Below are 24,171 nucleotides of genomic sequence, written 5' to 3'. Positions count from 1 at the left end.
ACCCGTACGAACGCGAACGCCCCCCACGAAAGACGGGCCCCCGGTCAGTACGCCGCCGGGGGCCCGTCCCCGTCTCCGTCCCCGTCTCCGCGCCCGTCCCCCAGTGCCAGGAACGACGCCGCTCCCGTCGCCACCGACTCCGCGAAGACCACGTCCTCGCGCTCGAAGGCCGGGCGGCAGGCGGCCCGCAGGAAGGTGAGGACGCCGAGCGTCCGGCCCCGGGAGCGCAACACCACGCACAGGGAGTGCGCCGCGTCGCCGGGCCACTGGTGGGCCTCCGCCCACACCCCGGCGGTACGGCCCGCGCTCGCCCGGACCGGGCCCACCCGGTCCCAGGCCTGGAGCGCCGGGTGCCTCGGTCCGTACCGCAGCGGGATGCCGCCGCCCACGGGCGGGGAGGACGGGCCGGGCACGGCCGCCGGGACGGCCAGGGCGCGCGTCAGGCGCCGGTCGCCCGCCACCCGGTCCACCAGGGCGTGGTCCGCGAACCCGGCCAGGGCGAACTCCAGGAGGACCGTCGCCGCCTCCGCCGGGTCCTCGCACTCGGCCGCCGCCGCGCCCGCCCGGTGCAGTTGGCTCCACCGGAACCGCAGCCGGTCAGCCTCCCGCGCCGCGAGCCGCTCCTCGGTCACGTCCTGGAAGAGCCAGGCGACGCCCAGCGGGACCGCCGCCTCCGTCATGGGGGACGCGAGCCGCAGGAAACCGCTGCGCCAGCACCGGCGCCGCTCCCCCGAGGGCGTCCGCAGCGTGACCCACACCTCGGCGGGGGCGGGCGGGGTGCCCTCCGCCAGGACGTGCTGGAAGGCGGCCTCCAGCTCCTCGACGCCGTGCACGACGACGTCGCCGAGGGGGCGCCCGAGCAGGGTGGTGCGCCCGGCGCCGAAGGACCGGGCCGCGTGGGCGTTGACCATGGCGGGGCGCAGGTCGGCGTCGACCAGGACGACGCCCCAGGAGGCGTCGTCGAACAGGGCCTCGCTGAGGGCGACCGACCGCTCCAGGTCGAGCTGGACGTGGACCTCGCTGAACGCGCAGTACACCCCGGCCGGCGCGCCGTCCGCGCCGCGCACCCCGGCCGCCTGGCTGCGCACGAGCACCCGCCCGCCGTCCTTGCGGAGCAGCACGAACTCGTGGACCTGCCGGCCGGGTCCCTTCATGGCCCCCATCAGGCGCCCCAGGGTCTCCTCGGCGTCCGCGCTCCGCGCCGCCCACCCCTCGAACCCGCGCCGCCCCACGGCCTCCCCGGCGGACCAGCCGAGGATCCGCTCGGCCTCCCGGTTCCAGTGCGTGACCGTCCCGTCGGCGTCGAAGGCACAGAGCGCCGCGTCCATCCCGTCGAGCAGCGCGGCCAGCAGATCGGCCCCTGCCCCGGGAACGGAAGCGGTCTCACTCGTGGACTCCGCGAAAGCACTCACCCGACACCCCCCATGCTGTGAACCATTCAACTGGAACGTGACGCAGGGCACACCACCTTCGCCGACATTGTTTCCTGCCGGAAACGAACGGGGCCGGGAGTTCGAGCCCCTTCGACGGCGTGAACAAATCCCTTGAACGGGATCGGGACGGTGCCTAGGGTGGGGGTACACGCGAAAGGAGGTGATCCGAAAAAATGGTTTCTTTTCGGACTCGTGAGGTGACTGCGGGCTGAGGCCTGCCGTCGCACTCTGTGCACCTCGGCAGGCCAGTCTGCCGAAGACCAACGCAGTCACCCGACCCGTGAGCCGCCGGTAAGTCCGGCCGGCTCCCGTTCGACCCAGGCGCCTGGGCGGACGGGACCAAGGCTCACGGGTCGTCTGCGTGTGCGGGCCCCCGTGGGGTTTCCGGGGGCTTTACGGGGCCAGGCGTTCCACGCGCCAGGAGTCGCCGGTCTCGCGGACGTAGCGCAGGCGGTCGTGGAGGCGGTTCTCGTGGCCCTGCCAGAACTCGACCGTCTCCGGGACGACGCGGAAGCCGCCCCAGTGCGGGGGGACCGGGACCTGGGCGCCCTCGGGGTAGCGGGCGGCCAGGTCGTCGTAGCGGGCGAGGAGGTCCTCGCGGGAGGCGAGCACCGAGGACTGGGGGCTGGCCCAGGCGCCGAGCCGGGAGCCGTGCGGGCGGGTGCGGAAGTACGCGACCGTCTCCTCGCGTCCGACGCGCTCGGCCCGGCCCGTGACGACGACCTGGCGGGCCGACGGGTGCCAGGGGAAGAGCAGCGAGGCGTACGGGTTGGCCGCCAGCTCCCGGCCCTTGCGGGACTCGTAGTTGGTGAAGAAGACGAAGCCGGCCCCGTCGTAGTGCTTGAGCAGGACCGTCCGGGAGGACGGGCGGCCGTCGGGGGTCGCGGTGGAGACCACCATCGCGTTCGGCTCGTGGATCGCCGGGTCCTCCGCCGCCTCCTTGAACCAGCGCGCGAACTGCGCGACCGGCTCGGGCGCGAGGCCGGCTGGGGACAGCTCCGTGGTGCGGTACTGCTCGCGCATGTCGGCGGGGTCGGGGGCCTCTCCGGACCCCGGACAGTGGGGGGAATCGTCGCTCGCTGAATCGTTCACGGGATCGGTCACGGGGCCATTCTGCGGCAGTGGCCCAGTCTGCCCGGCACCGGAGCCGCCCAATCCTCTCCCGCCGGATCGGCGGAGTGTGCCGGATGTCACGCTTCCCCGCATCATCGGAACCGTACAGACTCTTCGGCTGGATGACTGTTGATTCCCGCCATCGACCAACTCGGTTGATCGATCATCGATAGAGGAGCCGCCTGATGTCCGACTTCGTACCCGGACTTGAGGGAGTCGTCGCGTTCGAGACGGAGATCGCCGAACCCGACAAGGAGGGCGGCGCCCTCCGCTACCGCGGCGTCGACATCGAGGACCTCGTCGGCCACGTCTCGTTCGGCAACGTCTGGGGCCTGCTGGTCGACGGCGCCTTCAACCCCGGCCTGCCCGCCGCCGAGCCGTTCCCGATCCCGGTCCACTCCGGCGACATCCGCGTCGACGTGCAGTCCGCGCTCGCCATGCTCGCGCCCGTCTGGGGCCTCAAACCGCTCCTCGACATCTCGCCCGAGCAGGCCCGCGACGACCTCGCCCGCGCCGCCGTCATGGCCCTCTCGTACGTCGCGCAGTCCGCGCGCGGCCAGGGCCTCCCGATGGTCCCGCAGAGCGAGATCGACAAGGCGCAGTCCATCGTCGAGCGGTTCATGATCCGCTGGCGCGGCGAGCCCGACCCCAAGCACGTCAAGGCCGTCGACGCCTACTGGACCTCCGCCGCCGAGCACGGCATGAACGCCTCCACGTTCACCGCCCGCGTCATCGCCTCCACCGGTGCCGACGTGGCCGCCGCGCTCTCCGGCGCCGTCGGCGCCATGTCCGGCCCGCTGCACGGCGGCGCGCCCTCCCGCGTCCTCGGCATGATCGAGGAGATCGAGCGGACCGGCGACGCCACCGCGTACGTCAAGCAGGCCCTCGACAAGGGCGAGCGGCTCATGGGCTTCGGCCACCGCGTCTACCGCGCCGAGGACCCCCGCGCGCGCGTGCTCCGCCGTACCGCCAAGGAGCTGGCCGCGCCGCGCTTCGAGGTCGCGGAGGCCCTGGAGAAGGCCGCCCTGGAGGAGCTGCACAACCGGCGCCCCGACCGCGTCCTGGCGACGAACGTGGAGTTCTGGGCGGCCATCGTCCTCGACTTCGCCGAGGTCCCGGCGCACATGTTCACCTCGATGTTCTCCTGCGCGCGCACGGCCGGCTGGTCGGCGCACATCCTGGAGCAGAAGCGCACCGGCCGCCTGGTCCGTCCCTCGGCCCGCTACACGGGTCCCGGCCGCCGGGACCCGCGCGACATCGAGGGTTACGCCGACATCGCCGGCTGACCCTCGGGGTGCAGCAGGAGCTCCGCGTGGTGGCGGGCCGCCACCGACGGGTGGGCGCGGAGCTTCCCCTTCAGGGCGTTGCGCCCGTACTCCGCGAACAGCGGGTTCGACGGGTCCGTGGTGACGCCCGGGGCCGTGGAGGCGTGCGGGAAGTCCAGCGGGGCGATCCGGGCGTCGAGCCGCGGGTTGTAGAAGAACGGGACGGAGAACCGTTCCGTCGCACCGGGCGGGGAGACCACCCGGTGGTTGGTGGCGATCAGGTAGCCGTTGGTGGCCACTTCGAGCAGCTCGCCCAGGTTGACGACGAACGCGCCCGGCAGCGGCGGCACGTCGTGGAAGTTCCCGTCCCCCCGCTGGACCTGGAGCCCGCCCACCTGGTCCTGGAGCAGCAGGGTCAGGAAGCCGTAGTCCTTGTGGGCGCCCACGCCCTGGTCGTCGCCCTCGCCGCTGCTGCCCGGGTAGCGGACCAGCTTGAGCTGCGGGTGGGCGTGCGGGCCGAAGATGTCGTCGTAGAAGTCCTCGGGCGCGCCGATCGAGGCCAGCAGCTCGTGCAGCAGGCGCGCGGCGACGCCGCTGAGGCGGTCGATCCAGTGCAGGGCGGCGGCGCGCAGCTCGGGGAGGGCCCCGGGCCACTGGTTGGGGCCTTCCAGCCACCAGTACGGGGCTTCCCAGGGCGCGGGGGCGCGCGCGGGGCGCTCGGCGCCGATGTCCAGTTGGTCGCGCCAGTCCCGGGCGCCCCGCGTCCGCTCGTCGCCGATGCGGGTGTAGCCGCGGAAGTGCGGCGAGTTGATGTTGTCGAGGGCGAGCCGGTCGGCCTCGGGCAGTGCGAAGAAGGCGCGCATGGCGGAGGTGAGGGCCTCGGTCTCGGCCTCGGTCACCCCGTGTCCGACGAGCTGGAAGAAGCCCACGTCGTGGGCGGCCGAGTGGAGCTGGGCGTGGAGCAGCCTCCGGGCCTGCGGGCCGCGGTCGGCGGCGGAGAGGTCCACGATGGGGAGCTGCGAGGAGTACGAGCTGCTGGTCATGAGGTGTCCGCGGGGTCTACGGGTGCCCGGGGCGTCCGCCGGGGGTGGGGCGGGGGCCGCGGGTGCCGGTCTGCTGGGGCTCGGTGACGGACCCGGAGGGGTGGGTGGAGTGGTACCCCGGAAGGTCGGGAGGGCCGGGCGGGTCGGGAGGACCCGGGAGGCCGGGGGCCGGGGGTCGTACGGGCGGAAGGCCCGGACCGGGGCGGCCGTGGGGGTCAGACGGAGCGTCGACAGCTCATGCTCGTGACGCGGACGAAGTCCACGTGGCGACGGCGTACGAGCGGAGGCATGCGAACAGAGTACTGCGAGGGGGCCGGGAGGGGTGTGGCGCGGGTCACGGAGCGGGACGGTCTTCGCGTTGCGGACCCGGGCGGTCTCCCGCTTGCGGACCCGGGCGCTCTCCCGGTCGCGGACCCGGGCACTCTCCCGGTCGCGGACCCGGGCGCTCTTCCCGGTCGGGGCCGCACCGGCACGTCCGCGCCGGTCCGGGGTCGTGCCGTCGCTACCTCAGCGCCTCGTTCACCAGCCGTGCCCACTGGGCCACCACCCGTTCGCGGCGGGCGCGGTCGTCGGTGAGGAGGGTGGCGAGGCCGAGGCCGCGGGCCATGTCGAGGAGGCCCTGGACGGTCTCGCGGACGCCGGGGCGGGACTCGTCGGCGCCGAGGACCTCGACGGCGATGCGGTGGGACTCGCGGCCGACGCGGGCCTCCAGCTCGGTGACGCGGGCGCGGAGCTGGTCCTCGCCGGTGGCGGCGACCCAGAGGTGGAGGGCGGCCCGGAAGAGGGGGCCGGTGTAGAGGTCGACGAGGGCGGCGACGGCCGCCGCGCGGTCGTCGGAGGGCAGGGCCCGCAGCGCCTGGGAGCGCTCCTCGGCGACGTACTCGACGGCGGCCGTGAAGAGGTCCTCGCGGGTGGGGAAGTGGTGCTGGGCGGCGCCCCGGGAGACGCCGGCCCGTTCCGCCACCACGGAGACCGTCGAGCCCGCCCAGCCGTGTTCGGCCAGGCAGGACACGGCGGCCTCCAGGAGCCGCTGCCGGGTGGCGCGGCTCCGGTCCTGCTTGGGTGCGGTCACAGCCGCCATGCGGGGTCCCGTCGTTCGAGGAAGGCCGTCATCCCTTCGCGCGCCTCGGCGGAGGCGAAGAGCGTGGCCGACCTCTGCACCAGGTCCTCCGCGTCGCGTTCGAAGGTCTCCAGGACTTTAGCGGTGACCAGCCGTTTCGATTCCCGCAGGCCCTGCGGCGACGCGGCGCGCAGGGCGTCGAGGATGCCGTCGAGGGCGTCGTCCCCGGCCGTGACCAGGCCCATGGCGAGGGCCTCCGGGACGCCGAAGCGCTCGCCCGTCAGGTAGTAGCGGGCCGCCGCGCGCGGTGCGAGGCGCGGCAGGAGGGTGAGGGAGATGACGGAGGGCGCGACCCCGATCCGTACCTCCGTGAGGGCGAAGTCCGCCCCCTCCCCCGCCACCACCAGGTCGCACGCGCCGAGCAGGCCGAGGCCGCCCGCGCGCGCGTGGCCGGTGACCCGGGCGACGACGGGCTTCGGCAGCTCGACGATCTGCCGGAGCAGGGCCACGAAGGCGTACGGGCTGGGGGGCGCCTTCAGGTCGGCGCCCGCGCTGAAGGTGGTGCCGGCGTGGTCGAGGAGCACGGCCCGTACGCCCGGGTCCTTGCCGCACGCGGTGAGCGCGTCGGCGAGTTCGGTGACGAGGGGGGCGGAGAGGGCGTTGCGGGTGGCGGGGGAGTTCAGCGTGAGGGTGGTGACGCCCCGTTCCTCGGACGTGGTGACGCGTGCGGTCATGAGCGCTGCCTCAGTTCCCTTCGGAGGATCTTCCCGGACGCGGCCCGGGGGACGGTGTCGACGAACTCCACGGCACGGACCTTCTTGTACGGGGAGACGCGCGCGGCGACGTGCGCGACGACCTCCTCGGCGGTGAGGCCGGGCGCGGAGGGCTGGCGGACGACGAAGGCCTTGGGGATCTCGGTGCCGTCGTCGTCGGTGACGCCGACGACGGCGGCGTCGGCGATGCCCTCGTGGGTGAGGAGCAGCGCCTCCAGTTCGGCGGGGGCCACCTGGAAGCCCTTGTACTTGATGAGTTCCTTGACGCGGTCGACGACGAAGAGCCAGCCGTCGTCGTCGACGCGTCCGACGTCGCCGGTGTGGACCCACCCTTCGGCGTCGATCATGGCGGCGGTGGCGTCGGGGCGGCCGAGGTAGCCCTTCATGACCTGGGGTCCCCGGATGGCGATCTCGCCCTCCTCGCCGGGTGCGGCGTCCTTCGCGGGGTCGTCGAGGGAGAGGATCCGCATCTCGGTGGAGGGCAGGAGCCGGCCGACGGTGCCGGGCGGGGGCGTCGCGGCGTCGAGGGGGACGACGTGGGTGCCCGGGGACAGCTCGGTCATGCCGTACGCCTGCCGGACCGGCGGGAGCCCGAGCCGCTTCGAGCAGGCCTCGGCGAGGGCGGCGTCGAGCGGGGCGGCGGCGCTGACGATGTACTCCAGGGAGGACAGGTCGTGGTCGGCGACGGCCGGGTGCTTGGCGAGGGCGAGGACGATCGGCGGGGCCACGTACAGGCCGTTGACGCGGTGTTCCTGGATGGCGCGCAGGAAGGTGTCGAGCTCGAAGCGGGGCTGGACGACGACGGTGGCGCCCTGGCGCAGGGGCGCGTTCATGAGGGCGGTGAGCCCGTAGATGTGGAAGAAGGGCAGGACCGCCAGGATCCGGTCACCCGGTCCCATGGGGATGAACGGCTCCAGTTGGGCGAGGTTGGTCGCGATCGAGGTGTGCGTCAGCATCACCCCCTTGGGTACCCCGGTCGTGCCGGACGAATACGGCAGGGCGGCGACGTCCTCGTCGGGATCGACCTCGATGGCGGGGACGGGTCCGGTGGAGCCGAGGAAGGCCTGGAGCGAGCGGACCGCCTCGCCCTCCGGGGGGCTGGTCGCAGAGGAGGATCTCCCGGATGCCGCCCGCGAGTTCGGCGGCGGCGCGGGCGACGGGGAGCAGGGGCGAGACGGTGACGATCCAGCGGGCGGAGGAGTCGCGGAGCTGCTTGGCGAACTCCTCGGGGGTGGCGAGCGGGTGGACGGTGGTGACGGCGGCGCCGGCGCGGGTGGCGGCGTAGAAGGCGACGGGGAAGAGCACGGTGTTGGGGCTGTGCAGGGCGAGCACGTCCCCCTTGCGCACGCCGGCCTCGGCGAGCCCGGCGGCGACGAGCCGGTGGAAGGCGTCGACCTGGGCGTACGTGAGGGTGAGCGCCCCCTCCGCGCCGGAGCCGTCGACGAGGGCCGGGGTGTCGCCGTACTCGGCGGCGTGGCCGAGCACCGCGTCGTGGATGGGGAGGGAGACGGCCGGGACGTCCTCGTACGCGCTGTGGAACACCATGATTGACCCCCTGGAGAGGTGGAAGGTGAGCGCCAGGGTCGCGGGTGGGGCGGCGACTTGGGGAGACCTTGTCAGCACCTCGTAGAACAATCAAGCACGCATGCATGATTTTGGGGAGGGGGTGGGGCGGGCGCCGGAGGCGTCGGGTGTCGGGCGGGCGCCCCGGACGTGTCGGGGGACGGGCGGGGCGGCGCGTGGCCCGGCCCGGCCCACGGGTCGGCTCGCGGACCGGGCCGGCCCACGGGTCGGCTCGCGGCCTCGCCCGACCCGTAGGACGGCTCACGGCCCGCCCGGTCCGCGGGTACAGCTCGTGGCCCCACCCGACCCGTAGGACGGCTCACGGCCCCGCCCGGACCGCCCGGAGGATCAGCTCGTGGCCCGGACCGCCCGGAGGATCAGCTCGGCGACCGCCCCGGGCCGGGAGACGGCGACGGCGTGCGAGGCGCCCTCGGCCTCCACCACCGTCGCTCCGGCGCGCTCGGCGCCGAAGCGCTGCACCTCCGGGTTGATCGCCCGGTCCGCGCCCGCCACCAGCGCCCAGGCCGGCTTGGTGTGCCACGCGGCGACCGCCGCCGCCTCGGCGAAGGCCGCCGCGGTCAGCGGACGCTGGGCCACCGCGAGGACCTTCGTGACCTCCGCGGGGACGTCGGCGGCGAAGACCTCCGGGAACGCCTCCTCGGCGATGGTGACCTCGGCGGCCGTGCCGCCGTCCGGGGTCGGGTACGTCCACTGCTTGAGGTTGGCGACCAGCGGGGAGTCGGCGAAGCGGCCCTGGAGTTCACCCAGGCTCTCGCCCTCCTCCAGGACGTAGGCGGCCACGTAGACCAGGCCGACGACGTTCTCGGCCGCGCCCGCGACGGTGATCAGGGCGCCGCCGTAGGAGTGGCCGACGAGGACGACGGGGCCGTCGATCTGGGAGACCACCGAGGAGACGTGGGCGGCGTCGGCGGCGAGACCGCGCAGCTCGTTGGGCGGGGCGATCACCGGAACGCCCTCCGCCTGGAGCGCGGCGATCACGCCGGACCAACTGGCGGCGTCGGCGAAGGCGCCGTGGACGAGGACGACGGTGGGAGTGGTCATGACGGAAGGTCCTCCTGCGGGACGTGGGGTGCCGGTGCGGAGCCCGTGGGCGCCGTGGAACGCGGCCGCCGTTCCGGAAGGCCGCAGCCGTCACGCTAGGAGGACCCGGACGGGGCCGTCTGCCCCTCAGCGCACCGGCGTTGGCCCGTGGGTGCACAACCGGCGCCCCGCGCTCCCCGGCGGCACCTCGTCCGCATCGACAGGCGTCAGTTCTCGCAGCCCACGCCGTCGCCGTCGCGGTCGAGACGGCGGCTGTAGCCGGGTTCGCCCGCGTGGATGGGCGCGGCTCCGGCCGCGCGGACGGCCGCGCAGTTGGCGTAGGAGACGTTCTCGTCGGCGGTGTCCCGCGTGGGCTCGGGGGCGGGCTCCGGGGCCGTGGTCGGCGGCGGGGTGGCGGGCCGGGGCTTCGGAGCCGGGGGCGGGGTCGGCTTCGGAGTCGGGGTCGGCTTCGGGGTCGGCTCGTGCAGGACTGTGTTCGGCGACTTCGGGCACGGGACGCCCGGATCCGTCAGGTACACCACCGGCACCGCGGACGTGACCGGCGCGCCGGCGTCCGGGCGCTGGAAGCAGACCCGCCACGTGCCGTACTCGGCGGGGAGGTCGACGTCCTTGTAGACGGCGTAGGCCCGGCCCAGGTTGGCGGTGACGATCTGCTCGGCGGCCGCGTAGTCGCCGCCGACGAGCGAGGGCATCACCGGGGGCTCCTCGGCCTCCGACGGGGTGGGCGTCGGGGTCGGGGTCGGCGTGGGGCTCGGGGACGCGGTGGCCGCGACTGCCGGTCCCTCCGCCTTCGCGTCCTCCTCCGGCGGGTCCGGGGTGAGGAGCGCCAGCAGGAACCACAGGCCCGCGAGGACGGTCGCCACGATCTTCCGCGACTTCTTCCAACGGCTCGTCCAGGCGAGGGCGATGCCCGCGGGCGGGAAGATCACCAGCAGGGTGATGATCAGGGCCGGGTGCTGCCACCAGCGCCGGAGGGGCGGAGGCGGGGGCGGAGGGGCGTACGGATAGGACTGCGGCGGTGTGTACACGGACGTCTCCCCCGGCGGGCGTGAACCACAGGCGTGAACGGCCTGTGCGCGAAGTGACGAGATCGTACACAGGTCGTTCACGCTTGTACCTTCTCCTTCCGGAAACCGGACCCGGCGGAGTCCCTTCCGGGAACGTCAGTACGACTTCGGCAGCCCCAGCGTCTGGTGGGAGACGTAGTTGAGGATCATCTCGCGGCTGACGGGGGCGATGCGGGCCACCCGGGCCGCCGTGATCAGGCGGGCGAGGCCGAACTCCTTGGTGAGGCCGTTGCCGCCGAGGGTGTGGACGGCCTGGTCGACGGCCCTCACGCAGGCCTCGGCGGCGGCGTACTTGGCCATGTTCGCGGCCTCGCCCGCGCCGAAGTCGTCGCCCGCGTCGTAGAGTTGCGCCGCCTTCGCCATCATCAGGCGGGCCAGCTCCAGTTCGATGTGCGCCTGGGCCAGGGGGTGGGCGACGGCCTGGTGGGCGCCGATCGGGGCCTTCCAGACCTGGCGCTCCCTCGCGTACGTCACGGCCTGCGCGAGCGCGTACCGGCCCATGCCGATCGCGAACGCGGCCGTCATGATCCGCTCCGGGTTGAGCCCCGCGAAGAGCTGGAGGAGGCCCGCGTCCTCGTCGCCCACGAGCGCGTCCTCCGGCAGGCGCACGTCGTCGAGGGTCAGCTCGAACTGCTTCTCGTCCGCGTCGAGTTCCATCTCGATGTGGCGGCGCCCGAAGCCGGGGGCGTCGCGCGGCACGATGAAGAGACAGGGCTTCAGCTTGCCGGTGCGCGCGTCCGACGTGCGGCCCACGATCAGGGTCGCGTCCGCGATGTCCACGCCCGAGACGAAGACCTTCCGGCCGTTGAGGACCCAGCCGTCCTCCGTGCGGGTCGCCGTGGTCGTGATGCGGTGCGAGTTCGACCCGGCGTCGGGCTCCGTGATCCCGAACGCCATCGTCCTCGTGCCGTCCGCGAGCCCCGGCAGCCAGGCCCGCTTCTGCTCCTCCGTGCCGAAGCGGGAGATGACCGTGCCGCAGATCGCGGGCGACACGACCATCATCAGGAGCGGCGCGCCGGCCGCGCCCGCCTCCTCCAGGACGATCGACAGCTCGGCCATGCCGCCGCCCCCGCCGCCGTACTCCTCGGGCAGGTTCACGCCCAGGTAGCCGAGCTTCCCGGCCTCGGCCCACAGCGCGGCCCGGTCGAAGCCGGGGCCGTGGCGGCGGCCGAGCGCGGAGACGGCGGCGCGGAGCGCGGTGAGCTCTTCGGTCTCGATCATGGTGCTCATGCGGACGGGTCCTCCTGTGCTTCGGTCGGTACGGATGCCTGTGCGTGTACGACGGCGAGCAGGGCGCCGACCTCGACCTGGCGGCCGGGGGCGGCGTGGAGCGCGGTGAGCGTGCCGGAGGCCGGAGCGGTGACGCGGTGCTCCATCTTCATGGCCTCCAGCCAGAGCAGCGGCTGCCCGGCGGTGACCCGGTCGCCGACGGCGAGGCCGTCCGCGACCCGGACGACGGTGCCGGGCATGGGGGCGAGCAGGGAGCCGGGCGCGGTCTGCTCGCGGGGATCGGTGAAGCGGGGGCGGGCGGCGAGGCGGTGGCCCCCCACGTGGACCGTTCCGTCCGCGTAGGCCGTCACGTCGAAGTGCCGTACGACTCCGGCCGTTTCGAGGCTCACCCGGTCCGGGGCCGCCGCCACGACCCGTACGCCCTCCGGCGCGGTGACCTCGTAGCCGCCGTCCCGCGTCGGCCGGTAGCGGACCTCGTGGTCCCGGTCCGTGCCTCCGTCCGTCCCGCCGCCCGTTCCTCCTCCGTACGTCCGCGTCTCGTCCTGCGAGCGCAGGTTCCGCCAGCCGCCGCCGAAGCGGCCCCGGCGGGCGGAGGCGGCGGCGAGGGCGGCGGCGACGGCCGCGAGCCCCTCGCCCCCGGGGGCGGCGGTGAGGGCGGGCAGGTTCCGGTCGTAGAAGCCGGTGTCGAGGGCCTCCACGGCGGCGTACCCGGGGTGGCGGAGGGAGGCCACGAGCAGGTCGCGGTTGGTGACCGGGCCGTGGATCCGGGTCCGCTCCAGGGCGCGGGCGAGCTTGCGGACGGCCCCGTCGCGGGTGGGGGCGTGGACGGTCAGCTTGGCGATCATCGGGTCGTAGTGGACGCCGATCGCGTCCCCGGAGGCGTACCCCGTGTCGAGCCGGACCCCTTCCGGTACGTCGAAGAGGCGCAGGGCGCCCGTCTGCGGGGCCCAGCCCCGGGCCGGGTCCTCCGCGTACAGGCGGGCCTCGATCGCGTGGCCGCGCGGGGCGGGGGTCTCCGGCGGCAGCTTCCCGCCCTCGGCGACGGCGAGCTGGAGGGCGACGAGGTCGACCCCGTACACCTCCTCCGTGACGGGGTGCTCGACCTGGAGGCGGGTGTTCATCTCCAGGAAGTGCGCGCGGCCGTCCGCGACGAGGAACTCGACCGTGCCCGCGCCGACGTAGCCGACGGCCTTGGCGGCGCGGACGGCCGTGTCGAGGAGGGAGGCCTCCAGGGCGGCGGGCAGACCGGGGGCCGGTGCCTCCTCGATCACCTTCTGGTGGCGGCGCTGGAGGGAGCAGTCGCGGGTGCCGAGCGCCCAGACCGTGCCGTGGGCGTCGCAGAGGAGCTGCACCTCGACGTGGCGCCCGTCCTCCACGTACGGCTCGACGAAGACCTCGCCGTCCCCGAACGCGCTCGCCGCCTCCGCCGACGCCGACTCCAACTCCCCCGTCAAGTCCGCGAGTTCGCGTACGACCCGCATGCCCCGGCCGCCGCCGCCCGCCGCCGCCTTCACCAGGACGGGCAGGTCGGCCTCCGTGACCCGGGCCGGGTCCAGGGGCGCGATGCCGAGGAGTTCCTTGGCGCGGGTCTTCGAGGCCATGGCCTCGATCGCGGCCGGCGGCGGGCCGATCCAGACGAGCCCGGCGTCGATCACCGCACGGGCGAATCCGGCGTTCTCGGAGAGGAAGCCGTAGCCGGGGTGGACGGCGTCCGCGCCCGCCGCGAGGGCCGCCGCCACGATCAGGTCGCCGCGCAGGTACGTCTCCGAGGGCGCGGCCCCCGGCAGCCGTACCGCCGCGTCGGCCTCCCGTACGTGCAGGGCGCCGGCGTCCGCGTCGGAGTACACGGCGACGGTGGAGATCCCCAGGTCGCGGCAGGTGCGGAAGACGCGGCAGGCGATCTCGCCCCGGTTCGCGACGAGGACGGAGGTGATCAACGGAGTCGGGTGCGAAGAGGTCATCAGGGGTCTCACATTCGGAAGACGCCGAAGCCGCCGCGCGCGCCCTCGACCGGTGCCGTGTGGATCGCGGAGAGGCACAGTCCGAGGACCGTGCGGGTGTCGCGGGGGTCGACGACCCCGTCGTCGTAGAGCCGTCCGGAGAGGAACATCGGCAGCGACTCGGACTCGATCTGCGCCTCGACGAGCGCGCGCAGACCGGCGTCGGCCTCGGCAGCCTTTTCGTCGTACGGCTGCCCCTTCGCGGCGGCGGACGCCCGCGCCACGATCGACAGGACGCCCGCGAGCTGCTGCGGTCCCATGACGGCGGACTTGGCGCTGGGCCAGGCGAAGAGGAAGCGGGGGTCGTAGGCCCGGCCGCACATGCCGTAGTGCCCGGCGCCGTAGCTCGCCCCCATCAACACCGACAGGTGCGGGACCTTCGAGTTCGAGACGGCGTTGATCATCATCGCGCCGTGCTTGATGATGCCGCTCTGCTCGTACTCCTTGCCGACCATGTAGCCGGTGGTGTTGTGCAGGAAGACCAGCGGGACGTCCCGCTGGTTGGCGAGCTGGATGAACTGCGCGGCCTTCTGCGACTCGGGGCCGAAGAGGACGCCCTGCGCGTTGGCCAGGATGCCGACCGGATAGCCGTGCAGGGACGCCCAGCCGGTGACCAGGCTCGGCCCGTACAGCGGCTTGAACTCGTCGAAGTCGGAGCCGTCGACGATCCGGGCGATGACCTCGCGCGGGTCGAACGGGGTCTTCAGGTCGCCGGGGACGATCCCGAGGAGTTCGTCCTCGTCGTACTTGGGCGGTTCGGCGAAAGCGGGGTCCGGGTGCGCCTTGCGGTGGTTGAGGCGGGCGACGATCCGGCGGGCCTGGCGCAGGGCGTCGGCCTCGTCCACGGCGTAGTGGTCGGCGAGGCCGGAGGTCCGGGCGTGCATCTCGGCGCCGCCGAGCGACTCGTCGTCGCTCTCCTCCCCCGTCGCCATCTTCACCAGCGGCGGCCCGCCGAGGAACACCTTCGACCGCTCCTTGATCATCACGGCGTGGTCGGACATGCCGGGGACGTACGCGCCGCCGGCGGTCGAGTTGCCGAAGACGACCGCGATCGTGGGGATCCCGGCGGCGGAGAGCCGGGTGAGGTCGCGGAAGAGCGCCCCGCCCGGGATGAAGATCTCCTTCTGGGAGGGCAGGTCGGCGCCGCCGGACTCGACGAGGGAGACGACGGGGAGCCGGTTGGCGTACGCGATCTCGTTGGCGCGCAGGGCCTTCTTCAGGGTCCACGGGTTGGAGGCGCCGCCGCGCACGGTCGGGTCGTTGGCGGTGATCAGGCACTCGACGCCCTCGATGACCCCGATCCCGGTGATCAGGGAGGCCCCTACGGTGTAGTCGCTGCCCCAGGCGGCGAGCGGCGACAGCTCCAGGAAGGGGCTGTCGGGGTCGACGAGCAGTTCGATCCGCTCCCGGGCGAGCATCTTGCCGCGCTTCCGGTGCCGGACGGTGTACTTCTCGCCGCCGCCCGCGAGGGCCTTGGCGTGCTCGGCGTCGAGCGCGGCGAGCTTGTCGAGCATGGCGGCGCGGGCGTCGGCGTAGTCGGATCCGCCGGTGTCGAGGGCGGAGGCGAGGACGGTCACGGGGATTCCTCTCGGGGGGCGCGGCGGGGTACGGGGTGGGCGGCGGTCACAGCAGCCCCTCCGGTACGTCGACCTCGCGCGAGCGCAGCCACTCGCCGAGGGCCTTGGCCTGGGGGTCGAAGCGGGCCTGGGAGGCGACGCCCTCGCCGAGGATCCCGGCGACGGTGAAGTTGAGGGCCCGCAGGTTCGGCAGCACGTGCCGGACGACGGGCAGGTCCGCCGTCTCGGGCAGCAGCGCGCGGAACCGCTCGACGGTGAGGGCGTGGACGAGCCAGCGCCACTCCTCCTCCGTGCGCACCCACACGCCCACGTTGGCGTCGCCGCCCTTGTCGCCGCTGCGGGCCCCGGCGATCCGGCCGAGGGGGACGCGGCGGACGGGCCCGCCGGCGGGCGGCTCCGGAAGCTCCGGCTCGGGTACGGGTTCGAGGACGCGGGTCCGTGCCGGTACGGGGATCCCCTGACGGGTCCCGTCGGGGAGCACGGCCGTGTGCGGGACCTCGGCGGCGTCCACGTACACCGTCTCGAAGACCCCGTAGGGGGAACCCTTGGCGGGCGGGGCGGTGACGTGGAAGCCGGGGTAGCTGGCGAGGGCCAGTTCGATGGCGGCGCCCGTAAGGGTGCGGCCGACGGCCTCGGGGCCGGGGTCGCGGACGACGAGCCGCAGCAGGGCGCTCGCGGTCTCCTCGGTGGCGGCGTCGGGCCGGTCGGTGCGGACGAGGTCCCACCGCACCTCCGCCGGACGGGACCCGCCCCGTGCGAAGGCGTCCTCGATCTGGTCCCGTACGAGCGCGGCCTTGGCCTCGACGTCGAGGCCGGTGAGGACGAAGACGACCTCGTTGCGGAAGCCGCCGAGGCGGCTGAGCCCGGCCTTGAGGGTGGGCGGCGGGGCCTCGCCCCGGACGCCCTCGACCCTGACCCGGTCGGGGGCCTCCCGCGTGAGCCGTACGGTGTCGAGCCGGGCGGTCGCGTCGGGTCCCGCGTACCGGGCGCCCGCCGTCTCGTAGAGCAACTGGGCCGTGACCGTGCCGACGTCGACGAGGCCGCCGGTGCCGGGGTGCTTGGTGATCACGCAGGAGCCGTCGTCGTGGAGTTCGGCGACGGGGAAGCCGGGGCGGCGCAGGAGAGCCGGGTCGTGGTCGCGGAAGAAGGCGTAGTTGCCGCCGGTGGCCTGGGTGCCGCACTCCAGGACGTGCCCGGCGACGACCGCGCCCGCGAGCCGGTCGTACTCCTGCGGGCCCCAGCCGAAGTGCCACTGCGCGGGCCCGGTGACGAGGGCGGCGTCCGTGACGCGGCCGGTGACGACGACGTCGGCGCCGGCGGCGAGGCAGGCGGCGATGCCGGCGCCGCCGAGGTAGGCGTTGGCGGCGAGGGCGCCGTCCCGGGCGGGCAGCCGGTCGCCCTCGACGTGCGCGACCCGCACGGGCAGGCCGAGCTTCGCGGCGAGGGCGCGCAGGGCGTCGGCGAGCCCTGCGGGGTTGAGGCCGCCCGCGTTGGTGACGATCCGGATCCCGCGCTCGTGGGCGAGGCCGAGGCCCTCCTCCATCTGGCGCAGGAAGGTCCTGGCGTATCCGGCGGCCGGGTCCTTGAGCTGGTCGCGGCCGAGGATGAGCATGGTCAGCTCGGCGAGGTAGTCGCCGGTGAGGACGTGCAGCTCGCCGCCGGGCCCGGCGCCGGTGAGCATCTCGCGGACGGCGTCGAAGCGGTCGCCGTAGAAGCCGGAGGCGTTGCCGATGCGGAGGACCACTAGGCCTCCCCGGGCACGGTGCGGGCCGGGCGTCCCGGTCCGGCCGGGCGTCCCGCTCCCGCCGGACGTCCCGCTCCGGCCGGACCGGCGAAGGCCTGGGCGAGGGTCAGCCAGTGCGCGGCGTCGGGGCCGTGGGCGACGAGGGCGGTGTCGTCGCGGTGGACGCGCTGGGTGACGAGGAGACAGAAGTCGAGGGCGGGCCCGGTGACCTTCTGGGCGGCGTCCTCGGGCCCGTACACCCACAACCCGCCGCTCGGCGAGACGAGTTCCACGCGGAAGGGCTCGGCGGGGGGCTGTTCGCCCCGGACGAGGTAGGCGTAGTCGCGGGCGCGGTGGCCGATCCAGGCGACGTGCCGGAGGCGGGCGGTCGGCGGGCGGACGACCCCGAGGGCGTCGGCGACGTCCTGGCCGTGGGCCCAGGTCTCCATCAGCCGGGCGGTGGCCAGGGCGGAGGCGCTCATCGGCGGCCCGTACCAGGGGAAGCGGGCGCCGGGCGGGGCGGCGCGCAGGGCCTCCTGGAGGCGCGCGCGGTCCGTGCGCCAGCGGTCGAGCAGCTCGGCGGGCGGCAGTGCGGCCCCCTCCTCGGCACCCTCGTCGACGAAGCGGTCGGGGGCGGCGAGGGCCTTCTCCGTCTCGGCGGCGAAGGCGTCGGCGTCGGTGGCGGCGAGGAGGGCGGCCCGGTCGGTCCAGGCGAGGTGGGCGATCTGGTGGGCGATCGTCCAGCGGGGGGCGGGGGTCGGAGCCCCCCACTGCTCCTCGCTCAACTCTCCTACGAGACGGTCGAGTTCGTCACTCTCGTCGCGCAGGTCGTCGAGGAGGACGACGGGGTCGGACACGGTGCGCTCCCCTCGGGGACGGGCGGTCCCGGTCACGGGCCTTCGCGGAGGAGCATGGCAGCGGGAGTAGAAACAATCAAGCGCGCTTGCTTTAGTTTTGGAAAGAGCTTGAGGAAGAGGGGCGCGTCTACGCCCGGGACCGCCGCACCAGCGAGGCGAGGGCGGCGCCGACGACGACGAGGGCGAGGGAGCCCAGGGGAAGAACCGCGCCGGGCCCGCTGTCGAGCACGTCGACGCCGTGCCCGACGGCGGCGACCCACCCCACGGTCCCGGCCACCACCATCGGACCGACCCTCCGCTCCCCGGCGACCCGCATGCCGATCCACAGGACCAGCGGCATGAGCAGGAAGGTGTTGACGAGAGCCGAGGTGAACGCCTGGTCGGAGGAGTAACCACTCCCGGCCCCGAGGGCGGCGGAGGCCTGGGCGGTGAACGACAGACAGAGGGTGTCGGACAGAACCAGATGGGAGGCGGCGACGCCGACCGACGAGACGACGAGCGCTTTGAGGAGGCGGGGGAGGGCGGGGGTGGGGGCGGGTGTGGGTGATGCCATGCGGCCCGACTATACGCACCGCGTATACATCAAGTGCATAGACCTCTGAGTGCCGGTCGCGGCCCGTACGGAGAGGGCGCTCGACCGATATCCGAGGCGACCGTCGGGTCCATGTCTCCGCACCGCCTGCGGCGGCCCCGACTGCTCGCGCCGTGAAACCGACCCCTCTATACCGGTGCGGTGTGGCTGAAGCCGAGGGAGGTGAGTCCTTCGGCCTGGCACAGCCGGTCAGAGGGGCCGTCGACCTCGGTCTGAAGGAGTTGGTAGGCGGCGCCGTGGGACTGGCCCCAGTGCATCGCCGCCCGCCACAGGACGCGTCCCAGCCCCTGCCCTCGGACCTCGGGCAGGACGGCGAAGTACTGGGGCATGAGCCGGGGGCGTCCGATGGCGTCGGGGAGCACCTCCATGGGGCCGATGGCACCCACGATCCGCTCCTCGACGACGGCAGCGAGGACCGGTCCGCACCGGCCGACCTGCATTCGGGTGTGGAGGAAGGCCAGGCCGTCGCCCGTCATGGCCTCGGCGAACAGGGCGAAGGTCTCCTGAACAGCGGTCGGCCAAGCGGTGACGGGGCGGACCGGGCCACCCGGGTCGGGGCAGGGGCCGTCTGCGAAGTCCTTCATCTGGATACGGGTGCCTTGCGGGTGTGCGGTCCCGGGGCCGAGGAGCCGTACGACCCGGGCGTTGACCACGTCGTGCACGGCCGCGAGTTTCACGGCCAGCTCGGCGGCCTCCTCCACGACGCTGTCGCGGAGCCCATAGGCGAAGACCTTCACGGTGCCGCGTCCGCGTCGGGTCAGGGTGGGGATGAGGGTGCGCTCGGGCCGGTGGATCATGTCCTCACGGAGGACTTTCTCGTCCTTCTCACCGCCCCAGCGCCGGTCCTTGTCGTAGGGCAGGAAGTCCCCGGTTCCGGCCGCTCGCAGGACGTCCTCGAAGAGGCCGACAGACAGGGCATCGGGGTGGACGGGACCAAGGGTCGGCACGATCGGCACGGTCAGTTGGGGCCGGAGCCAGTCCCAGCGGAAGAACATGAGCGGCACCCTAGCGGCGGGACGTGCAGGGCTCAGACCCCGACGCGAGTACGCCGGGGCCTGAACGAAACCGACCGGATCAGGCCGGTCAGTGGGGGTTGTCGTCCCCGGCGTCGCAGGAGCACTCCGCGCTCTCCACGATCACGTCGAGGTCCTGGACGGCGGTGATCGACGCGGTCGCGACGGGTGGGGCGGCGCGGCGGGCCGAGGTGGGCGGGCCGGGGAGGATGGTCACCGGTACGGGCGGGGTCATGAGGCGTTCTCCTTGTCTCCGTGCTGGCAGTAGCTGTGCAGCGGCGCCTTGGCCTCCTGGTAGTGCTTGGCCAGGGGGCGGCAGACCCGGCAGGTGCCGGACAGGGCGCAGCCCCCGCACCCTCCGGTGCGAAGCATGAGGCGGTCGGCGATGGCGCCGAGCCGGGTGAGGCCGTCGATGCCCTCGACCATGAGGTCGATCCGGTCGTCCCGGCCGACCTTGCAGATCGAGACCTTGGCGTGCGGGTCGGCGTGGAAGAAGGTGTGTCCCGCGTTGCAGCCGGCGAACGGCTTGCGCTGCCGCAGGTGGGCGGCGGACTGGGCGAGCAGCGGCTCGCCACCGCCGTAGATCGTGGGCGTCATGTTCGTGTACGCGTGGTTCTCGACGTTCCACTCGTCGGCGAGGGCGGCCATCTCGTCGGCCTCGTCAGCGTTGTCCTCGGTCACCACGACGTTGATGCGCAGTGGCAACCCCGCCTCACGTGCGGCGCCCATGCCGCGCCGGAACGCCTTCCACGCCCCGCGGCGCTGGGTGAGCGCGTCGAAGGACTCCTCGCTCGCTCCGTACATGCTGACCACCAGCCGATAGGGCGGGCAGTCCCGGAAGAGTTCGAGGAGGTCCGGCCGCCAGAGCAGCGAGCCGTTCGTGGAGATGGTGAGCATCATCCCGGCCTGCCAGGCGTACCGGTAGGCGTCCTGGAAGTGGGGATCCATGATGGGCTCGCCACCGGTGATCTGGAGCCAGAGAACGCCGGCCTCACGCATGATGTGGAGCAATCGCACCTTGTCGTCCCAGCCGAGACCGGAGAAGGGCCTCTCGCCGAGGTAGCAGTGTTTGCAGCCGAAGTTGCAGCCGAGGTTGATCTCCCAGGAGGCTCGGCAGTAGCCGTACGGGGACGGCTCGCGCACCAGCACGGTGCCCTGTGCGGGTCGGCCGCCCAGGTCCAGGCCCCACGCATCGGCGGCGGTCTGCACCGCCCAGGCGGGAAGCGACTCACCGTCGGTGGCGGCCCGGCGCAGACCCTCGAAGTGGTCGACGGAGATCCGGGCACCGGCCCGTGCTCCCGGCTTGAGGAGAAGGTGCCCGTCGAGGAACGGGGAGGCGATCAGAGTGTGGGCCATCGATGGCCCTCCTTTCGGATCACGAAGCGGAACGGCACACGGGACTCCTGACGGCCGGCGCGGCAGTGGAGCTCGCCCAGGCCATTGCAGGTGCCGCAGGTCCTGCCGGACGAGTTGGCGCCGCTGCCACCGCAATCCCCGCACTGTTCGTTGCGAGGCGAGCGAGGGCGCCGGGCCTTGCGCGGACTCGCGATCAACTGGTCCACGAGACCTCCGACAGGGCGTCTTCCCAGGTGTGCTGCGTGGCGTGGTCGGCGAACAGACAGCAGCCCTCACCGTCAGGCCCCGGGGCGGCCACCGGGCAGTCCGGCAGAACGACGGGCTCTGCTTCGCCCGTCCCGCACCAGCGGAGCCACAGGGCGGTCCCGCACGGGCCGGTGTCGCTCAGGAGACCGAAGTGGTCACCGTCCTCGTGCGTGGACAGTTGGCACTGCACCGCCCGGTCGACGTGATCGACAGTCGGCTTCTCCCGGGTTTCCAGCAGCAGGTCCAGGGGCACCCGGCGCCAGTGCGCACACCGCATCACGACACCACCCAGAGGGATTCGGCCGAATTCCGCTCCGCACATCGGCGACAGGCGCACGGCGGGAAGCGGCCGGGGTTGTCCGGAAGCTCCGGATCGTTGCTCACCCGTACCTCTGTGAGAGGCCCCCACGTCCGGCCGGAGTCGCGCGAGACCCGCAGCGTCATCCGTACGTCGTCCTGTCCGTTCGCCATGACCAGGAGCATCGCGATCCGGCAGTGGCCCAGAAAGGCCAAGCGGGTTACCCAACTTGGGTAATATCACCGACGGTTGACAAAGAGTGGCGATCCGTAGTCCTCATGCCGGAGCGTGCCGATGCCCGAGCCATCTCGCTCGAAGGAACTCCCCGTCGGCCTGCTGACGGATCCAGTGATGATCGAGGCATGCCAGGCCAGAGACTTCGGCCGCATCTTTCAGATGGTCAAGACGCGAGCGGGCATCTACCCGTCGATGATCGCTCGACGCTGTGACCTGACACCCAGCCGTGTCGGCGAGGTGATCGACGGGCGGCGGCAACTGCTGCACATGGACGTGATCGAGCGCATCTCGGACGGCCTGCGCATCCCTGGACACATGCTCGGTCTGGCCCGGCGCGCGTGGGAGACACCGCAGAACCTGACCGTCACGCCATGCGAACCCACCGAAGCGGCATCATCCGCTGACGCGCAGTTGGCCGCGGGGCTACCCGGGACGGACGTGGACAGCATCCTCGCCCTGGCAGCCGAACGGGACCTCAGCCCGTCGACACTGAACGCGCTGCACTCGTCGATCACGGACTATTGGCGCCGGGATGACGAACACGGTGGCGAGGCCTTACGGCCGGCGGTCGTCGGACAGCTCCGCTATGTCGTCGGACTTCTCAAGGAGGAGCGCTCCTCGCCCATGCGGGACGGCCTGCACGGCATCGCCGCCGAGCTGGCCCGGCTCACCGGATGGACGTACTTCGACGCCCGCCAGTACCACCAGGCGCGGGCCTACTTCACCGAGGCCCTCGGCCTGGCCAAGGCGGTCGACGACCACCAGTTCATGGCCAACGTGCTCGCCTGCATGAGCCTCCAGGCCACCTACCAGGACAAACCTGGGGACGCACTTGCTCTCGTCACGGCGGCTCAGGACCAGGCCCGGGCCGCCGTGGGGGCGACACCGCGCGTCCTGGCCATGCTCGCGATGCGCGAAGCCTTCGCCCACGCCACCCTCGGGAACCGCAGCGCCACCCACACCGCGATCTCGGAAGCCCATACCCACTTCGGACGGATCGGCCCCGGCGACCCGGACCCGGCATGGGTGGCGTACTTCGACGAGACGAAGCTGGTCGTGGACACCGGCATCGCACACGGCCGTCTCGGCGAGGCCGTCCTCGCCGAACCCCTGATCGCGGACGCCCTGCGCCGGGAACACACGACGAACCACCGGGGCCGTGCCTTCCACGCCTTCTGGCTCGCCCGCACCCAGCTCCAGCGCGGCAAGCTCGACGAGGCGTGCCACACGGCGATGGACGCCCTGGTCCCGGCGGCGGCCGTCAGCTCGCAACGCGTCGCCGGCCACCTCCGCGAGTTCTACGAGCAGTTGGAACCCTTCCGCCGGGAACCGGCCGCGGTGGCGTTCGAGTCCCGGCTCCGAGAAGTACTGCCCCGCCAGGTCAGCGGATCGCCTCGTCCATGAGCACGTAGAGGAGCCCGACGAGGGAGCCGCTGCTGACGATCTCGCGACGGTCGATCATGCCCCGCACGTCGGCCAGCGGAATCCACTCGACCCGGTCCGACTCGTTCTTCTCGGTCGGCGGCCCTTCGTACGTCGCCCCGTCGGCCCGGAAGACGTGGTGCTGGGAGTCGGTGATGCCGTTCGCCGGCTCGGCGTAGATCAGCGGCTTGACCGGACCGGGCCGCCACCCGGTCTCCTCCAGCACCTCACGCGCGGCCGCTTCGGCGGGGGACTCGCCCACCTCGACCAGGCCCATCGGCAGCTCCCACGCCCAGGCGTCCGTGATGAAGCGGTGCCGCCACATCATCAGCACCTCACGCCGCCCGTTGACCACGGCGGCCACGGCCAGGTGCCGGAGCTTGACGACGTGGTGCTCCCAGCGGTTCCCGTCCGGGGTCTCGATGTCGGTGAGCCATACGTTCACCCAGGCGTTCTCGTAGATCGGACGTTCCCCGTGGATCTTCCACTGCATCGCTGCGGCCCCTCTCGATCGGCCTCCAGGATCGCAGAACCACCTCTGGATTCCGCTAGGTTCAGCTAGATTTTGCGTCAGGGTGACGAATACTGACGCCTCCGCCTCCTCGGCACTCCTGCCCCTCGGCCTGGTTCTGTCAGTGGCCGCTGTCACCGTCCAGCCGTTCTGGAAGAGCTGCGTGAGGGGCGCCGCCCTATGGGCGCGTCGGGATGGGACTACACGGTGCCGTATCAGGAGGATCTCGTCGGGGCGTGATGCGCTGCGGCGGAAGGTCTTCGAGGCGCGGGAGTACTACTGGGGCCCGGCGGTGACCGGTGTCCGGAGGAAGAGCGGCTGCCGTGGCCCGAGACCGAAGAGGAGCTGTGGGAGCACGAGCTCGTGCAGCACGACGGGACTCACTCGATTCTCGACATCTTCCGGATCATCGGACCGGACGAGAAGCCGGATTGCTCCACGATGAAACAGGTGACCGAAGAGGAGGCGCTGCACGTCCTGGGGACGCGGAAGCTCACCCGGGCACACGTGCCGAGGTTCGGGGAGTTCGACCACTGGCGTTGGTACGCGCGGTGTGCCGTGCTCCACGACGACCGGGGGAAGCCGCAGGAGATCTGCTCCTGGGGTTTCTCCGGAGACCGAGTCGGCCCAGTGGATCAGGTGTGGACCGGCCGGGGCGGCGATGGGTGGGGAGCTAGCGGGGCGGACGCGTGCGGCAGGCTTCCCGCAGCGCCCTCTGGAAACCGTCGTG

At 73.1% G+C, this 24,171-nt stretch carries 20 protein-coding genes and 1 pseudogene; 2 read left to right on the top strand and 19 right to left on the bottom strand.

Features of this window, described 5'->3' with window-relative positions; all coding sequences use genetic code 11:
* Window positions 1-44: 44 nt before the first annotated feature.
* Window positions 45-1,412, bottom strand: coding sequence for a PAS domain-containing protein (locus tag ACFYNX_RS15630; RefSeq protein ID WP_388661861.1), 1,368 nt, complete (start codon window positions 1,410-1,412; stop codon window positions 45-47).
* A gap of 414 nt (window positions 1,413-1,826) precedes the next feature.
* Window positions 1,827-2,456, bottom strand: a complete 630-nt coding sequence (gene pdxH, locus ACFYNX_RS15625; protein ID WP_365543181.1) for a pyridoxamine 5'-phosphate oxidase — start codon at window positions 2,454-2,456, stop codon at window positions 1,827-1,829.
* Between the two features lie 275 nt (window positions 2,457-2,731).
* Between pdxH and ACFYNX_RS15620 the strand changes: the two genes are divergently transcribed.
* Entirely contained in the window at window positions 2,732-3,832 is a 1,101-nt protein-coding gene (locus tag ACFYNX_RS15620) for a citrate synthase 2 (protein WP_030208616.1), read from the top strand.
* Here the strand turns inward: ACFYNX_RS15620 and ACFYNX_RS15615 are convergent.
* The 16 genes and pseudogenes from ACFYNX_RS15615 to ACFYNX_RS15540 all read right to left on the bottom strand — a co-directional run bounded on the left by ACFYNX_RS15615 (window position 3,811) and on the right by ACFYNX_RS15540 (window position 21,250).
* Complete coding sequence (locus ACFYNX_RS15615) at window positions 3,811-4,854, bottom strand: isopenicillin N synthase family dioxygenase (RefSeq protein ID WP_388661859.1); 1,044 nt, start codon at window positions 4,852-4,854, stop codon at window positions 3,811-3,813. The genes ACFYNX_RS15620 and ACFYNX_RS15615 overlap by 22 nt on opposite strands.
* A 502-nt stretch (window positions 4,855-5,356) precedes the next feature.
* Entirely contained in the window at window positions 5,357-5,935 is a 579-nt protein-coding gene (locus ACFYNX_RS15610) for a TetR/AcrR family transcriptional regulator (RefSeq protein WP_365542973.1), read from the bottom strand.
* The gene (locus tag ACFYNX_RS15605; protein WP_388661857.1) at window positions 5,923-6,648 is read right to left on the bottom strand and encodes an enoyl-CoA hydratase family protein; all 726 of its coding nucleotides are present in this window, start codon (window positions 6,646-6,648) and stop codon (window positions 5,923-5,925) included. The genes ACFYNX_RS15610 and ACFYNX_RS15605 overlap by 13 nt, the downstream gene beginning before the upstream one ends.
* 2 nt (window positions 6,649-6,650) lie before the next feature.
* Window positions 6,651-8,232, bottom strand: a pseudogene (locus tag ACFYNX_RS15600) (4-coumarate--CoA ligase family protein); the annotation flags it as partial.
* Between the two features lie 366 nt (window positions 8,233-8,598).
* Window positions 8,599-9,312: an alpha/beta fold hydrolase gene (locus ACFYNX_RS15595; protein ID WP_388661855.1), complete on the bottom strand. Its 714-nt coding sequence runs from the start codon at window positions 9,310-9,312 to the stop codon at window positions 8,599-8,601.
* A 206-nt stretch (window positions 9,313-9,518) separates the two neighbouring features.
* Window positions 9,519-10,340, bottom strand: a complete 822-nt coding sequence (locus ACFYNX_RS15590) for an excalibur calcium-binding domain-containing protein (RefSeq protein WP_388661853.1) — start codon at window positions 10,338-10,340, stop codon at window positions 9,519-9,521.
* Between the two features lie 135 nt (window positions 10,341-10,475).
* Complete coding sequence (locus tag ACFYNX_RS15585; RefSeq protein ID WP_365542959.1) at window positions 10,476-11,609, bottom strand: acyl-CoA dehydrogenase; 1,134 nt, start codon at window positions 11,607-11,609, stop codon at window positions 10,476-10,478.
* Window positions 11,606-13,546, bottom strand: a complete 1,941-nt coding sequence (locus tag ACFYNX_RS15580; protein WP_388662555.1) for an acetyl/propionyl/methylcrotonyl-CoA carboxylase subunit alpha — start codon at window positions 13,544-13,546, stop codon at window positions 11,606-11,608. Before ACFYNX_RS15580 ends, ACFYNX_RS15585 begins: the two co-directional genes overlap by 4 nt.
* 32 nt (window positions 13,547-13,578) lie before the next feature.
* Window positions 13,579-15,186, bottom strand: a complete 1,608-nt coding sequence (locus ACFYNX_RS15575; protein WP_388661850.1) for an acyl-CoA carboxylase subunit beta — start codon at window positions 15,184-15,186, stop codon at window positions 13,579-13,581.
* Window positions 15,187-15,232: 46 nt separating this feature from the next.
* Entirely contained in the window at window positions 15,233-16,930 is a 1,698-nt protein-coding gene (locus tag ACFYNX_RS15570) for an acyclic terpene utilization AtuA family protein (RefSeq protein ID WP_388661848.1), read from the bottom strand.
* Complete coding sequence (locus ACFYNX_RS15565; RefSeq protein ID WP_388661846.1) at window positions 16,930-17,766, bottom strand: TIGR03084 family metal-binding protein; 837 nt, start codon at window positions 17,764-17,766, stop codon at window positions 16,930-16,932. Before ACFYNX_RS15565 ends, ACFYNX_RS15570 begins: the two co-directional genes overlap by 1 nt.
* A gap of 127 nt (window positions 17,767-17,893) precedes the next feature.
* Window positions 17,894-18,319, bottom strand: coding sequence for a hypothetical protein (locus ACFYNX_RS15560; RefSeq protein ID WP_388661844.1), 426 nt, complete (start codon window positions 18,317-18,319; stop codon window positions 17,894-17,896).
* Between the two features lie 167 nt (window positions 18,320-18,486).
* Window positions 18,487-19,353: a GNAT family N-acetyltransferase gene (locus tag ACFYNX_RS15555; protein WP_388661842.1), complete on the bottom strand. Its 867-nt coding sequence runs from the start codon at window positions 19,351-19,353 to the stop codon at window positions 18,487-18,489.
* Between the two features lie 88 nt (window positions 19,354-19,441).
* Window positions 19,442-19,606, bottom strand: coding sequence for a hypothetical protein (locus ACFYNX_RS15550; RefSeq protein ID WP_164494953.1), 165 nt, complete (start codon window positions 19,604-19,606; stop codon window positions 19,442-19,444).
* Window positions 19,603-20,727 carry a radical SAM protein gene (locus ACFYNX_RS15545; protein WP_388661840.1) on the bottom strand — a complete coding sequence of 375 codons (1,125 nt, stop codon included), beginning with the start codon at window positions 20,725-20,727 and terminating at the stop codon, window positions 19,603-19,605. The genes ACFYNX_RS15550 and ACFYNX_RS15545 overlap by 4 nt, the downstream gene beginning before the upstream one ends.
* A 193-nt stretch (window positions 20,728-20,920) precedes the next feature.
* Window positions 20,921-21,250, bottom strand: a complete 330-nt coding sequence (locus ACFYNX_RS15540) for a hypothetical protein (RefSeq protein WP_388661838.1) — start codon at window positions 21,248-21,250, stop codon at window positions 20,921-20,923.
* A 315-nt stretch (window positions 21,251-21,565) separates the two neighbouring features.
* Here ACFYNX_RS15540 and ACFYNX_RS15535 point away from each other — a divergent pair, with 315 nt between their 5' ends.
* Window positions 21,566-22,912: a hypothetical protein gene (locus ACFYNX_RS15535; protein ID WP_388661836.1), complete on the top strand. Its 1,347-nt coding sequence runs from the start codon at window positions 21,566-21,568 to the stop codon at window positions 22,910-22,912.
* Here ACFYNX_RS15535 and ACFYNX_RS15530 read toward each other — a convergent pair.
* Entirely contained in the window at window positions 22,890-23,423 is a 534-nt protein-coding gene (locus ACFYNX_RS15530; protein WP_388661834.1) for an NUDIX hydrolase, read from the bottom strand. The two genes, ACFYNX_RS15535 and ACFYNX_RS15530, sit on opposite strands and share 23 nt — an antisense overlap.
* Window positions 23,424-24,171 lie beyond the last annotated feature (748 nt).

Origin of the sequence: Streptomyces sp. NPDC007872, from assembly GCF_042868165.1 — a bacterium.
Taxonomy (GTDB): domain Bacteria; phylum Actinomycetota; class Actinomycetes; order Streptomycetales; family Streptomycetaceae; genus Streptomyces.
Note: the sequence above shows the minus strand (reverse complement) of the source record. Positions and strands in the feature narration are given on the sequence as shown.